At 54.9% G+C, this 12,633-nt stretch carries 14 protein-coding genes; 7 read left to right on the top strand and 7 right to left on the bottom strand.

Translation table 11 applies throughout. The features are described from left to right. Window positions 1–4 precede the first annotated feature (4 nt). From JRG72_00875 to JRG72_00855, 5 genes are all read right to left on the bottom strand, one after another. A complete protein-coding gene (locus JRG72_00875) occupies window positions 5–2,005 on the bottom strand; it encodes a cation:proton antiporter (protein ID MBW2133774.1) in 2,001 nt (666 codons plus the stop codon). 4 nt (window positions 2,006–2,009) lie between these two features. Next, entirely contained in the window at window positions 2,010–2,843 is an 834-nt protein-coding gene (locus JRG72_00870) for a 2-hydroxyglutaryl-CoA dehydratase (protein ID MBW2133773.1), read from the bottom strand. After that, a complete protein-coding gene (locus JRG72_00865) occupies window positions 2,827–3,831 on the bottom strand; it encodes a 2-hydroxyacyl-CoA dehydratase (protein ID MBW2133772.1) in 1,005 nt (334 codons plus the stop codon). The genes JRG72_00870 and JRG72_00865 overlap by 17 nt, the downstream gene beginning before the upstream one ends. A 141-nt stretch (window positions 3,832–3,972) precedes the next feature. Next, a complete protein-coding gene (locus JRG72_00860) occupies window positions 3,973–4,665 on the bottom strand; it encodes a YggS family pyridoxal phosphate-dependent enzyme (protein MBW2133771.1) in 693 nt (230 codons plus the stop codon). Further along, complete coding sequence (locus tag JRG72_00855) at window positions 4,662–5,450, bottom strand: TatD family hydrolase (GenBank protein MBW2133770.1); 789 nt, start codon at window positions 5,448–5,450, stop codon at window positions 4,662–4,664. Before JRG72_00855 ends, JRG72_00860 begins: the two co-directional genes overlap by 4 nt. A gap of 76 nt (window positions 5,451–5,526) precedes the next feature. On the opposite strand from JRG72_00855, the gene JRG72_00850 reads away from it, so the two are divergent. From JRG72_00850 to JRG72_00820, 7 genes are read left to right on the top strand one after another with little or no spacing between them, the layout of a single operon-like run. Continuing rightward, window positions 5,527–6,363, top strand: a complete 837-nt coding sequence (locus JRG72_00850) for a phosphodiester glycosidase family protein (protein ID MBW2133769.1) — start codon at window positions 5,527–5,529, stop codon at window positions 6,361–6,363. Window positions 6,364–6,368: 5 nt separating this feature from the next. Beyond that, window positions 6,369–7,028 (top strand): hypothetical protein, encoded by a 660-nt coding sequence (locus JRG72_00845; GenBank protein MBW2133768.1) that lies wholly within the window; start codon window positions 6,369–6,371, stop codon window positions 7,026–7,028. Window positions 7,029–7,039: 11 nt separating this feature from the next. Continuing rightward, the gene (locus JRG72_00840) at window positions 7,040–7,993 is read left to right on the top strand and encodes a sigma-54-dependent Fis family transcriptional regulator (protein MBW2133767.1); all 954 of its coding nucleotides are present in this window, start codon (window positions 7,040–7,042) and stop codon (window positions 7,991–7,993) included. A gap of 54 nt (window positions 7,994–8,047) precedes the next feature. Beyond that, on the top strand, window positions 8,048–8,719 hold the full coding sequence (locus JRG72_00835; GenBank protein MBW2133766.1) for a DUF1614 domain-containing protein: 672 nt from the start codon (window positions 8,048–8,050) through the stop codon (window positions 8,717–8,719). A 45-nt stretch (window positions 8,720–8,764) separates the two neighbouring features. Further along, entirely contained in the window at window positions 8,765–9,208 is a 444-nt protein-coding gene (locus tag JRG72_00830; GenBank protein ID MBW2133765.1) for a hypothetical protein, read from the top strand. A gap of 14 nt (window positions 9,209–9,222) precedes the next feature. After that, window positions 9,223–9,507, top strand: coding sequence for a hypothetical protein (locus JRG72_00825; GenBank protein MBW2133764.1), 285 nt, complete (start codon window positions 9,223–9,225; stop codon window positions 9,505–9,507). A gap of 14 nt (window positions 9,508–9,521) precedes the next feature. After that, the gene (locus JRG72_00820; protein ID MBW2133763.1) at window positions 9,522–9,779 is read left to right on the top strand and encodes a hypothetical protein; all 258 of its coding nucleotides are present in this window, start codon (window positions 9,522–9,524) and stop codon (window positions 9,777–9,779) included. A gap of 84 nt (window positions 9,780–9,863) precedes the next feature. Here the strand turns inward: JRG72_00820 and JRG72_00815 are convergent, their stop codons facing one another. Then, window positions 9,864–11,144: a cellulase gene (locus JRG72_00815; protein MBW2133762.1), complete on the bottom strand. Its 1,281-nt coding sequence runs from the start codon at window positions 11,142–11,144 to the stop codon at window positions 9,864–9,866. 144 nt (window positions 11,145–11,288) lie between these two features. Continuing rightward, entirely contained in the window at window positions 11,289–12,632 is a 1,344-nt protein-coding gene (locus JRG72_00810; GenBank protein ID MBW2133761.1) for an amidohydrolase, read from the bottom strand. Window position 12,633 lies beyond the last annotated feature (1 nt).

Raw genomic sequence — 12,633 nt, 5'->3', positions numbered from 1 at the left:
AATATTAATTTTCCACTTTTCCGTCCGGATTTTTAAATAAATAATTATAGTGGGCAATATCACGCGGGGAGCCCAAGATGATCAACAGATCATTGCCCTCCAGCTCCATGTCCGGCTCGGGATTGGCCAGCATCTGGCCATCGCGTCGCACCGCCAGCACAGTAATGCCATATTTCTTGCGCAATTCCACCTGCGCCAACGATTTTCCCGCCAAAGGTGACCTCTCCTCCAGGCTGACGGTATTAATTTCATAATCATGCAGATAATGTTTTAGATTGACAAAAGCGGCCAGGTCATCGGTAAAGCCGCGCAAGACTTTATAACCATTAGCCCGCACCTCGGTGATGAGTTTTTCAATCTGTTCGCGCGGCACCAGATATTTCTTCAACACCAGCACGAAGATTTCTAATGATGTTTCAAATTCTTCGGGGACCACTTCATTGGCCCCTAGCTCATATAACGGCTGGACTTCTTGGATATAGCGGGTCCGGACGATGATATGCACGTTGGCATTGAGCTGGCGGGCGATTGTGGTGATGCGCCGGGTGGCGGCCGGGTCGTTGATCGCCACTACTACGATTCGGGCCTCTTTAATATTGGCCAACCGGAGTATTTCTTCCTGGGTGGCATCGCCGAAATAGATCGGTTCGCCCCGGGCTCTTTCAGTTTTGACGGTTTCCGGGTTCATTTCAATAATCACATAGGGCACCCCGCCCACATTGGCGGCGCGGGCCAGATTTCGGCCATTGATGCCGAAACCGATAATAATCAGATGGTCTCTCTTTTCCGGCTCCCCGACCTTTTTTACAAAATAAGAACCGGACCTTAACCTGGGGGGCCAGGGCAGCCGCAAGAGTAATTCGGCAATCCGTGGCGCGAAAGCCATAATGACCGGGGTGGTCACCATGGTAAGGATGGCCACATCCAGGAAAAGTTGATAAGTGTCGCTGGAAAAAATACCTTGCTGGATGCCGACCTTGGATAAGATAAAAGAAAATTCTCCCACCTGACTAAGCGCCAGACCGATTAAGATGGCGGTCCGCAGGGGAAATCTCAGGACAATGGCGGTTAAGGCCGAAACCAGCGATTTTAAGGTTAAAGCCCCTATGGTGAGCAAAGCGATCAGCCCTGGGTGCTGGAGGAGAAAACCAACGTCCAGGAGCATGCCAATGGAGATAAAAAAGAAACTGGAAAAAACGTCGCGGAACGGCAGAATATTGCCCAGGGCCTGATGGCTGTATTCGGTTTCGGAGATGATCAGTCCGGCCAAAAAAGCCCCTAAGGCCAGAGAAAGGCCGGCGTTGGCGGTTAACCAGGCTACCGCAAAGCAAATCACTACTATCACCAAGAGGAAAAGCTCCCGACTGCGGGTCCGGGCAATCTGGTATAATACTTGCGGAACAATAAATTTGGCGCTGACGATCACCAACAGGATGATGACTAAGCTTTTCACTCCCAGCGTCAGCAGATCGGCACTCAAATGTTGTGTCTGTCCGGCCAGTAATGGGGTTAACAACATCATCGGCACGATGATGATGTCCTGGAAAATCAACATGCCCAGACTGGTGCGGCCGTGCGGACTATCGATTTCGGCCCGTTCCTGGAAGATCTTGAGGACAATGGCGGTGCTGCTCAGGGATAATAAAAAGCCGATAAAAATGGCTTCGCCCAGGGACTTGCCCATCTGCAGGGCTAGGGCCAGACCGGCCAGGGCAGTAGCCGCCACCTGCAAGGGACCGGCCAGCAGCACCGATTTGCGGATTTGCAGCAGATTGGCAAAGGAAAACTCCACGCCAATAGCGAACAGTAATAAAATCACCCCGATCTCGGCTAGAATTTCTACTTCGGATACTGCTTTGACCAACCCTAAAACGTGCGGTCCGGACAAGATGCCGGTGAGGACAAAGCCGATAATTACCGGCACCCCGATCTGAGTGCAGACGAACAGCACCGCAATGGACAGGGCAAGAACGACGATCAGATCATTTAATATTTGAATTTCCATGCGGTTATTTGGCTAGGTAACTAAAGTTTTTGGTCTCGCCGACGCGCTCCATACTTTTGCGGGCCTCCAGGCAACAGCCCAGGGCGCCGTTAAACTGGGGATCCGGCGGAATGATCACCTGATAGTCGCCCCGCTGGCGCAGGCAGTTGACCACCGCATGGTTGCGGGCTACCCCGCCGACAAAAACCAGAGTGCGACAGGGATAGCGGCGGAGCATGGCCAGGGCCCGCCGGGCCACTGAATCGTTGACTCCGGCGGCGATGCGGGGCAGCGGCACCCCATCCAGCAGATGGCCGATCAACTCGGTCTCGCCAAAAATGGCACAGGTATTGGAGATGGTTACCGGTTCCTGGCTGTAAGAGGTGAATTCCTGCCACGACATTTTTAGAAAGCGGGCCATATTTTCCAGATAACGGCCGGTGCCGGCGGCACAGCGGTCATTACTGAGAAAATCAAAGACCCGCCCTTCCTTAACATAGAGCACTTTGGTGTCTTGGCCGCCGATTTCCAGTAAAATAAAATCATTGCGACCGGTCTGCTTCCTAGCCCCCAGAAAATGGGCCCGGATTTCAGTAATGGTGGGGAGATAAGCCTGCAATAGATGCTTGCCATAACCGGTGGCTACCAGGCAGGCCGGAGGCTCCAGCCCCAGACGCGGCCAGTCTATTTCCACCTGCTCCGGGGTCCGGCGAAAATAATCCCGATAAAAGGTAAGGGTATCCAACTTACGCTTGACAAAGGTTACCATATCAGTGGTACAGGCCAGCTTGACAAAGCGGCTGCCAAAATCCAGACCCACCAGCGGGGCGCGTGTTAATATCTCAGCGGCGCAGGACATCAACAAAGCCCTCCAAGCGCATGCGGGTGCGGTGGTCCAGGGCGGTGGGCCGGTCGCCTTCAATGGTCAGCATCGGCACCGCCAGACGCTGGCGGAGCAACAGGTCCTGGGTCTGCCGGAAACAGAAATTCTGGGTGTAGTGGATCAGGCCATCCAGTTGCCGCACTTTAATGGCCTCGGCAATATCATTTATACGGGCAAACACATCATATGGATAAGTATAAGCCAAGTATTGTTCAACCAGATCCCCCTCGGCAAACGGCATGCTGAACTGCCGGGGGATTTCGTTAAACACCACTTCGGCCCCCAGACTTGAGAGATACTCAAAAAGATCATTAAAGATCGGTGGAATGCCGATTAACCCCAACCGGACCAGAGCCGATCGCCGCGGCCGACGGCGGGCCTCCTCCAGGAAGGTAGTCAATTGCTCGGCAAATCCGGCAACATCCGAGTTAAAATCCGAACTGGCAATCAAGAATTGAAAATTCTCCCGGCCGCTGACCACGCCCTCCTGCCAGGTAAGTCGATCTAGGGTATGCAAATCCTGGCGCACCGGGGTTAACGTAGCCTGGAACTGCCGGACCTGCGGCCACTCGACCCCGAAGCGGGCCATTAACTGCTCGATCTGCTGGGCCAGCAACCGCCGGTCCCGGGAAAAGGGGAATTCAAAAGTGACTAGGTCGCGGCCCTGATTCTGCAATAGCTCCATCAGGGCGTGGGTATTGGAGCAATCCCCCTGCGTCACGGCGACCACTACAGGAATTTCAGGGTGGTCCAATAAGGTGGCATAAATGCCCTTGATCCAGGCACAGACGGTGCGAGGAAATCCAGCCTCTTCGGCCTGGGCCACCCAACGGTAGGCCTGATCCGAAGTGATGAACAGGTTATTAAGATCGACCGGCACCAACCCCGCGGCTAAGATGATCTCCACCGGAATGGTGGTGGTCAGGCCGACTTTGGTACCGGGGCGGTATTTTGTCCCAGGCATACTGGTTAAAGCCCTTGTGATTAATATCGGATTGATCTTAGTATAATATTATATCAAAAAAAGGGGCCGACAGGCTGGTCTACCCCTTAGAACAATACCGCGACTATGGCTCAGCTAGCGATAGCTTCCAACAATAGGCTTTTAGGCTTTGGGTCGGGCTCCAAAGATGGCGGTGCCGATCCGTACCAAGGTGGCGCCTTCCTCAATGGCCGCCTCAAAGTCGCCAGACATGCCCATGGACAGCTCCGTCAGTTTGATTTCCGGGAAAGATCGGTTCAGACGATCTCGTAATTCTCGCAATTGTTTAAAATAGGGCCGGACGGCTTGCGGATCATTAAACCACGGCGGCATGGTCATCAGCCCCCGGACCCGAAGATGTGGAAGGGAGAGGACGGTCTCGAGCAGGAATGCGGCGTCTTCCGGAGCCACTCCGGCCTTACTGGCCTCCCCGGCCAGATTGACCTCAATCAAAATTTCCTGGACTTTCCCCAATTTTTGGGCGGCCCGCTCCAAGGCTTGGGCCAGTTTGGGGCGATCAACGGAGTGGATCAGATCAAATCCGGCCACCGCCCCAGACGCCTTTTTGGTCTGCAGGGTGCCGATAAAATGCCAGCTTACCGGATTCCCAAGCGCGGCCATCTTGCGTTGAGCTTCTTGGAGATAATTCTCTCCTAAGATCGTCACCCCGGCGGCAATGGCCTGGCGGATGCGTTCCAGGTCGACGGTCTTGCTGACCGCCACCAGCTTAACCTCATCGGGCTGCCGACCCACCCGCTGGGCCGCAGCAGCAATTTGGTCTAATATGTGACGCAAATTATCAGCAATGGAATTCATGGCGTGGCCTCCAGCCCGAACACCCGGCGGGTATTATTCCAGGTATGTTGAGCCACGGTAGCCAGCTCCACCCCCTTGAGGTCGGCCAGGGTTTGGGCGGTATAGAGCAGATAGGCGGGTTCATTCCTTTTGCCCCGGCGGGGTTGGGGGGCCAGATAAGGAGAATCAGTTTCAATCAATAAACCTTCTAAGGGCAATTTCTTTACCACCTCCCGTAATGGGTCGGCTTTCGGATAAGTCAAGACCCCGGACAGCGACAATACCAGCCCCAGATCAAGAAAGGCCCGAGCTTCCGGATAGGAGCCGCCAAAACAGTGCATCACCCCACCACATAAGCGGGGGGCATATTCTTGGAGGATGGCCAGAGTGTCGGCGGTGGCCTCCCGGGTATGAATGACCACCGGCTTTCCCAGGGCATGAGCCAGCTCCAACTGACGTCGGAACCAATATTTCTGCACCTCCTGTGGGGCGTAACGACGGTAGAAATCGAGGCCGATCTCCCCTAGGGCCACTACCTTGGGCTGAATCGCCAAACGGCTCAAGTCGTCAATTATAGGTTCCTGAAGATTGCCCACCCCATGCGGATGGACGCCCACCGTACAGTAGAGCTGATTATATTTTTGGGTGGTGGCCAGGACCTGGACGGAGTTGTCCAGACTGATGCCGATGTTGATAATCAGCTCCACACCGGCCTCCCAGGCGCGTTGGATCACCTGGGACTGATCGGCCTGGTATTCCGGCAGATCCAGATGAGCATGAGAATCAGCGAGGCGGATGTCAGTCATTATCCCTTGGCCTATAGACTAAAGCCGGTTAATATGCTAAGATAAACCATATTTCGTGACCTGGCAAGGTTATATTGTGTTACGGCTGATTGCTGTCTTGATTGTTTTTGGTTGGAACTGGACCACCGCCGTCCTCCCGGTCCGAGCCCAGGAATGGAGCCATGGGCCATTAGAATGGCAGGAACTGGACAAAGGTCTCGGTTTTGCCAGGGTTACGGTTTCGGAGAGAAACCAGGGATTAGGGTTTTTATTCGTGGTTCGCATTGATCCCAATTTTAATGCCTTTCGCATTTTCCACGGCAATCCGCGGACCATCATGGAATGGCAAGAATGTACCGGCGCGCTGGTGTTGTTTAACGCCAGTTATTTTCGCCCCAATGATGAACCATGCGGGCTTATTATTGCTGATGGGGAGATTTCCGGACCCCTTCATAATTCAGCCATGCGAGGCATGTTTGTGTCTGAGCCGAAAGGCATGTCACCGGACTTGCCGCGGGCCACTATCCTGGATCTGACGGTTACAAAAATCCAGCCCCAAGATTTGCCTTGGACCCAAGGGGTGCAATCTTTCCCACTTTTATTGGACTCCAGGGGCCGCATTCGAGTTAAAAAGACCTCACTGGTAGCCCCGCGCACCGTGATCTGCACCGACCGCAAGGGTAATATCCTGGTATTTAATAGTCCAGATAAGTATTTTACGCTTTATGAGCTGGCCTGCTTCCTTAAAAGCAGTGAGTTTGAGATCGATACCGCCCTTAACCTCGACGGTGGTTCCATGGCTCAACTCTTGGTCAAGACTTCAGCATTTAGTTTTTCCTCACCTTCTTTTTTGGAGCGCCAGGCTAGGGAATTGATTGCCCCCCGGATGGTCCTGTTACCGACGGTGATTGGGGTCTTTCCCCGTCCACAATAGAATCTATGAAACGATACCTGATCCTCGGAGCCGGACATTTCGGCTATCTGGCGCTTAGTCGCCTGGCCCAACAGGAACCCGGCAGCTACTTCACGGTGGTTGATCAGAACCCGGAGTCATTAATGGATTGCCGTCTGCCCGGGTTATCTAACTTGCGCCTGGAACACGATGAGGGAGTGGACTTTCTAATCTCCCACCTCCGAGACGACTCGACCTATGATTGGATCATCCCGGCCATCCCCTGTCATGTGGCCTTTGAGTGGGTCTGGCGCCAACGTCCACCCGCGTCAGGTTGGCAATTGATACCGGTGCCACCAGAGGTAGAGAAACTGGCCGTCTGGGTTTTTCGAGGCCAGCAAGGGGAGGTGCTCCTCAGCTTGGCAGATTTTATCTGCCCGGATGATTGTCCGGAACCGGACGACCAGTGCCGGGTTACCGGCCTGCCGCGGGTCGGCACCCTGTACGAAGCCCTGGAAGATCTGGTGTTGCCTGGTTTTGAGTCGCTGGTAGTGCACAGTGAGCAACTGGCTCCCGGGGTCGGCGGTTATCCGCCCGCTGACTTATGGCAATTGTGGGATCAGGTCCAAGCTGCTTCCGGTAAGCTATTGATTGCCACGGCCTGTCGTTGCCATGGGGTAGTTCATGGTCTTAGCAAACAAGGATGACGGAGGGATAGGTGGCGTTTGATTTTTCCAGCATTATCGGTCAATCTCCATGCATGCAAGAAATTTTTAAGCTGCTCAGCCTGGTCGCGCCTTCCGATGCCAACATCCTGCTGCTCGGAGAAACCGGCACCGGGAAAGAGATCGTCGCGCACGCCATCCATAGCCACAGCCGGCGGCGGCAAGGCCCCTTTGTGGTGGTCAATTGTGCCGCCCTGCCCGAAACTCTCCTGGAGAGTGAGCTGTTCGGTCATGAACGAGGAGCCTTTACCGGGGCTGTTGCTCGCAAACAGGGCCGCTTTTTCCTGGCTCATCAGGGAACCTTATTCTTGGATGAGATCGGGGAGCTTTCCTTCACCACCCAGGCCAAGATCCTGCGGGTTTTGCAAAGCCGTGAGTTCGAGCCTCTGGGGAGCAACCGGACCCTTAAAGTTGATGTCCGCATCATTGCCGCCACTAACCGACAGTTGGAGGTCGAGGTCCGGGAAGGACGTTTTCGGGAGGATCTGTACTATCGCCTCAATGTAGTTTCCATCGCCCTCCCGCCGCTGCGGGAACGGGGTGAGGATATCGTTTTGCTGGCCCAATATTTCTTGAGTTATTATAATAAAAAAAATGCCCGGCAGATCAAGAGCATCGACCCAGAGGTGCTGAGCGTTTTCCGCAAGTATTCCTGGCCGGGTAATGTCCGGGAACTGGAAAATGTTATAGAGCGGGGCGTAATCCTGTGTCCGGCGGAAATCCTTTCCCTTAAAGAGCTTCCACCTGCCCTGCAAGAGCTGAAGGGCCATCCTGGGGTCGATTATCAAATCCCTCGCCGGGACGCGGAGCCCAGCCTGGTGGAGTTGGAACGGGAACTGATCCTACGGACCCTGGATAAGGTGGGCGGTGATCGCCAGCAAGCCGCGGTTATTCTGGGAATCTCGATGGAGGAATTAAATCTGAAATTAAAGGCCTATGGCGGTTAACCTTGCAGCTCCAGGCTGCGCTGGGAACCAGGAGTCATTAAGGAGACTCAGAAAATGTTTTATCCACCGTTGCTGATGATTTTCATGCTGGTTTTTTTTGTTCTGGCCATCTTTCTTTTTGCCTTTTTACAGGTGGGGGTGATCGGGTTGGCTTTTGCCAAACTAGGGTTGCCGCCGCAACATCTTTTCGGTATCTTGCTGGCCACCTTGTTAGGCAGCATGGTAAATATTCCCATCGGTCATCTAGAAAGCAACCAATTGATCCACGATGAGGTGGTAAGCTATTTCGGTATGCGCTATCGGGTCCCCAAGGTTATCAAGCCCCAAAAAACCATTCTGGCCATTAATGTCGGTGGAGCCTTAATCCCCTTGTTGATCTCGATATACCTGATATTTAAAATACACAGCTTGTTGCTGCCGGTTTTGGTAACCGGCATCGTCGCCCTGGTCACCAACCGGTTGGCACGGCCGGTGCAGGGCATGGGCATTGCCATCCCCGCCTTGATTCCGCCGGTTATTGCCGCGGTGGGAGCCTTGATTTTCTCTCCGGTCGAAATTAGGGCCCCGATCGCCTATATCGCCGGAACGATGGGAACGCTGATCGGCGCCGACCTGCTGAAAATTAAGGAGCTGCGTAATCTGAACGCTCCGGTAGCATCGATCGGCGGCGCCGGCACCTTTGATGGGGTTTTTTTGAGCGGCATCATTGCGGTATTACTCAGTTAAATTGTAGTCTGCCGACCAATTTAACTCAACCCGGGAGGAGTACCTATGATTCGACCATCTGGCTGGAAAATGATGGCATTAACCCTCAGCCTGATCATACCTTTGCTGGGCTGGGTAGATATATCCGGCAACACTATCAACCCCGAATACGTCAACCGCATCAAGGATGGCCAGACCACCAAAAACGAGATTATGTTGCTGTTCGGCGAACCCCAGGAAGTTAACCGCACCCCGGCCGGCCTGATATTCACCTATAAGAGCTACAAAGATGCCACCCTGCCAGCATTTGCTAAGGAAAGGGAGATTAATCCCCAGTCAACCGTGCCGTTTTATCTGGACCAGGACAAAACCGTCAAGAAGGTGCCGGTAAAGAAAAAAAGCAAGGTGTTGCACAGCACCCTGATCATTCGCTTTAAGGCCGATGATTATACGGTCGCCGGCCATACCTATACCGTATGTGACTCCAATGGAAAAACTCCTCCTAAATAATCCTGTTTAATGATTTGACGACCATACCCCGACTTCCCTGGCGGTTTCACCGGCTGCTGATTGAAGAGGCGGCCCAGGGGGATGATGTTACTCACCGGGTACGCTCCCGGCTGTCCCACCTGCCGGTAGAGATTATTCCCCAAGCCCGGGAGTTGCGTGGCCAGGGCCCCCCTGAAGCCCGGCTGATTTTGCCCGAGCCAAGCGCACCTTGCTTCTGGCCCACCAGAAGGGGGCGTTTGGGCGGCCCTGCCCAGGGACCAAAGGCTGTCTGTGCTGTGGTTATCAGGTGCTGCAGGTAGTCACTGGTTGCCCCATGGACTGTAGTTACTGCATTCTTCAGGGTTATCTTAATTACCCGGCCATCACCATTTTTACCAATATTGCCGATCTCATGACTGAATTACAGGACCGGCGGGCGTCCGACCCAGAGCGAGTTTGGCGGCTGGAAACCGGAGAATTCGCCGACAGTCTGGCCCTGGATGACCTTATGGGCCTTAATCACCGGTTGATCCCGTTTTTCGCCCGCCAGCCGTATCGCCGAGGAAGAGATCATTACCGCCCTGGACGGTAAGCTGCGCTACTTCAAGACCCTGCGGATTGAGATGTATTCTCGCCTGCGAGAGTGGATCACCCGGCGGGCCCCCCAGGTCCTGGTTTATTTGTGCATGGAGAGTCCGTCCGTCTGGCAGGCAGTTTTTGGGTTTGTTCCGGCCGAGGGCGAACTGGCCCGGTTACTGGACCGCCAGGTATTGAAAGGTTTGACCCAGCCCCGATAGGTGGCCAGCCCCAGCCAGGCCCAGTTGTTGCCATAATAGTCATCGGGCCGGTTGAAATATCCTCCCTGGCTGCCTTCCTGATAGGTGGCGACAATCTTTTCGGTCCATTGCCGGGCCAGAGCTGGCTCTTTTCCGGCCAGCGCCGCGGCCGCCAGCCCGGCATAGATCACCGGACTTTCATAATCCACCGCCGGTTGGCCCGGATAGGTATAAACCGCGGCCAGTTTCTGCCTCTCACGCCATTGTCGGGAGAAAAAGGGCAGCAAGGACTCTTGCAGGCATTTTAAGGCCCGCGGTTCTTGAAACCATAGCTGATCCAGAGCAAGGCGCCAGGGAATGCGCACCGCTTCCCAGCCAAAATTGGAGCTATGCGCGGCCGAGGGGTCAAATCTATCCGGAGTGGCCAGGACACACCAGTCCGGAAATAGCCCTGCCCCCCGCATCGATCCTAGCTGGCGGCTTATTTTTCCCAGGGCATAATAGGTTGAATCAATCAGTTCTAACCAGCGGCGGTCCTGGCTCACCCCATAAAACAGACGATAGGCCGCTGGGGAGAAATAAGAAGGATTGAGCAGCAGCGGCAACTTAGGTGCTATCCAGCACCCCGGAGTCAGCCAGCGGCGGCTGGAAGCGTCGGTAGCGGTCTCCTGGGCCAGGATGTCATCCAGGATCAGGCGGGCCTGAGCCAGATACCCGGGCAGCGGTGGCGACGGCCGGCCCCATTGCCGGTGGGCCAGGATCAAGGCCAGGGCGTAATCCAGGTCGGCATCGCTGGCGCTGTTCCAGTCTAAAACCTGCCATTGACCATTGCTGGTCTGTCCCCAGCGCCAGGCCAGGAGGTGGTCGCCCTTGGCCCTGAGGCGGGAAAGATGGGCTTCGGTCCAGGCATAACAACGATCAAAGGTGGCCTGATCCTGGCTCCAAACGGCCCGCAACATGGCATAGGCCTGGCCTTCCGAGATACTATCCTGCTGGTTTTCCGGCCTGATCACCCGGCCGCCCGGCGAGATAAAATTTACCCGGTAGCCTTCCCAGGTTTGCCTAAGAATATGATCCAGACGCTCCTCCCAGCCCGAGTCGGTAGGGGGCGCCGAGCAAGCTACTAGGGCCCAACTGGCCACTGCCATGATGAGCCATTTAAAATATTTGAGTTTAACCACTGGGTCACCTGTAATCTGAAATATTACTCAGCTCAGAAAAAACCGCGCTTCCCTCAAATTAAACTTTTAAGTGCTCGGCGTAATAAGATTAATTAGCCATTTTGGTGCTGCATTCCTTTAGCAGCACCGTCACTGTTCCCCAGTTCAGGGGGCCTTGATGCGACGGCCGATTTCTCGCACCCGGGCCATGGCCTCCCCCACATCAAAGGTCAGCACCCGGCGATCCTTCACCACCACCCGGCCGTTGACCAGGACAGTGCGCACATCGGCTCCGGAGGCCACGTAAACCAAGTGTGAATAAGGATTATACATTGGTATCATATGAGGTTGCTGACAGTCAATGACGATCACATCGGCCTTTTTGTTCGGCTCCAGGGAACCGACCTCCTGATCCAGGTTTAGCACCCGGGCGCCCCCTCGGGTGGCCAGATCAACAACTACGGTTGCCGGAATGACGGTTGGATCCTGGTGATGGACTTTGTGGATTTTGGCAGTGGTGTCCATTTCCTGCAGCAGGTCCAGGTTATTATTGGAAGCGCAGCCATCCGTGCCCAGGGCCACCTTGACTCTCTGAGCCAGCAATTGCACCACTGGTGCAATGCCCGAAGCCAGCTTCATATTGCTTTCCGGGCAATGCACCACCGCGGCCCCGTGCTGGGCGAGCAGCTCCACATCGGTGTCGGTTAAGGCCACAGCATGGTCGGCCACCAGGCGGGGAGTGAGCAACCCTAGTCGATGCAGATGAGCCACCGGAGTCGCTCCATAACGGGTCTGACAATCCTTGACCTCCTGCCAGGTTTCAGCCAGATGGATGATGAGCCGGACCTCGTGCCGGGCCGCCAGCTCGCCACAGCGGATTAAAAGTTCCGGAGAACAGGTATAAATGGCATGGGGCTGAATAGCCACCTGGATAAGGGGGTCAGCTTGCCAGTGGCGGCATAAATCCTCGCTGAACTGCAGCCCCTGCTCGGGCGGTCCGTAATTGGTAGAGGGAAAATCATAAAGCACCTCACCGATCACCGCCCGGATACCCGCCTGTTTAGCGGCCTGAGCCACGGCATCAGCAAACAGGTACATGTCGCAGAAGGTGGTAGTGCCGGAGAGCAACATTTCCGCCGCCGCCAGTTTGCTGCCCCAATAGACCAGATCCCGGTTGATATGGCGTTCCGCCGGGAAAATGTAATCTTGCAGCCATTCCGCCAGGGGCAAGTCATCAGCCAGCCCCCGGAAGCAGGTCATGGCAGCATGGGTATGGGCATTGATAAGCCCAGGAAGGATCAAATCATGGGGATAATCAAGAACCTCGGGGGCCTCATAGCGGGCTTCGATCTCGGTCCGGGAACCCACTGCTAAAATATGATTGCCCCTGACCGCGAGGGCTCCCGGGTTAAACTCCTCTCGATTATCATTCAGGGTCAGGACCAGGCCCCCCAGGAGCAGCACATCAACTTTTTCCGGGGATCTCGCAACTTGGGGTGAGCCGGACAAA

Source organism: Deltaproteobacteria bacterium (genome assembly GCA_019309545.1).
Taxonomy (GTDB): domain Bacteria; phylum Desulfobacterota; class Desulfobaccia; order Desulfobaccales; family Desulfobaccaceae; genus Desulfobacca_B.
The sequence above is the reverse complement of the archived record's forward strand: the minus strand, read 5'-3'. Positions and strand labels throughout refer to the sequence as shown.

Coding starts and splice junctions, on each gene's coding strand:
- JRG72_00875 (MBW2133774.1), bottom strand. CDS start 2,005: ATGGAAATTCAAATATTAAATGATCTGATCGTCGTTCTTGCCCTGTCC.
- JRG72_00870 (MBW2133773.1), bottom strand. CDS start 2,843: ATGTCCTGCGCCGCTGAGATATTAACACGCGCCCCGCTGGTGGGTCTG.
- JRG72_00865 (MBW2133772.1), bottom strand. CDS start 3,831: ATGCCTGGGACAAAATACCGCCCCGGTACCAAAGTCGGCCTGACCACC.
- JRG72_00860 (MBW2133771.1), bottom strand. CDS start 4,665: ATGAATTCCATTGCTGATAATTTGCGTCACATATTAGACCAAATTGCT.
- JRG72_00855 (MBW2133770.1), bottom strand. CDS start 5,450: ATGACTGACATCCGCCTCGCTGATTCTCATGCTCATCTGGATCTGCCG.
- JRG72_00845 (MBW2133768.1), top strand. CDS start 6,369: ATGAAACGATACCTGATCCTCGGAGCCGGACATTTCGGCTATCTGGCG.
- JRG72_00835 (MBW2133766.1), top strand. CDS start 8,048: ATGTTTTATCCACCGTTGCTGATGATTTTCATGCTGGTTTTTTTTGTT.
- JRG72_00830 (MBW2133765.1), top strand. CDS start 8,765: ATGATTCGACCATCTGGCTGGAAAATGATGGCATTAACCCTCAGCCTG.
- JRG72_00820 (MBW2133763.1), top strand. CDS start 9,522: ATGGACTGTAGTTACTGCATTCTTCAGGGTTATCTTAATTACCCGGCC.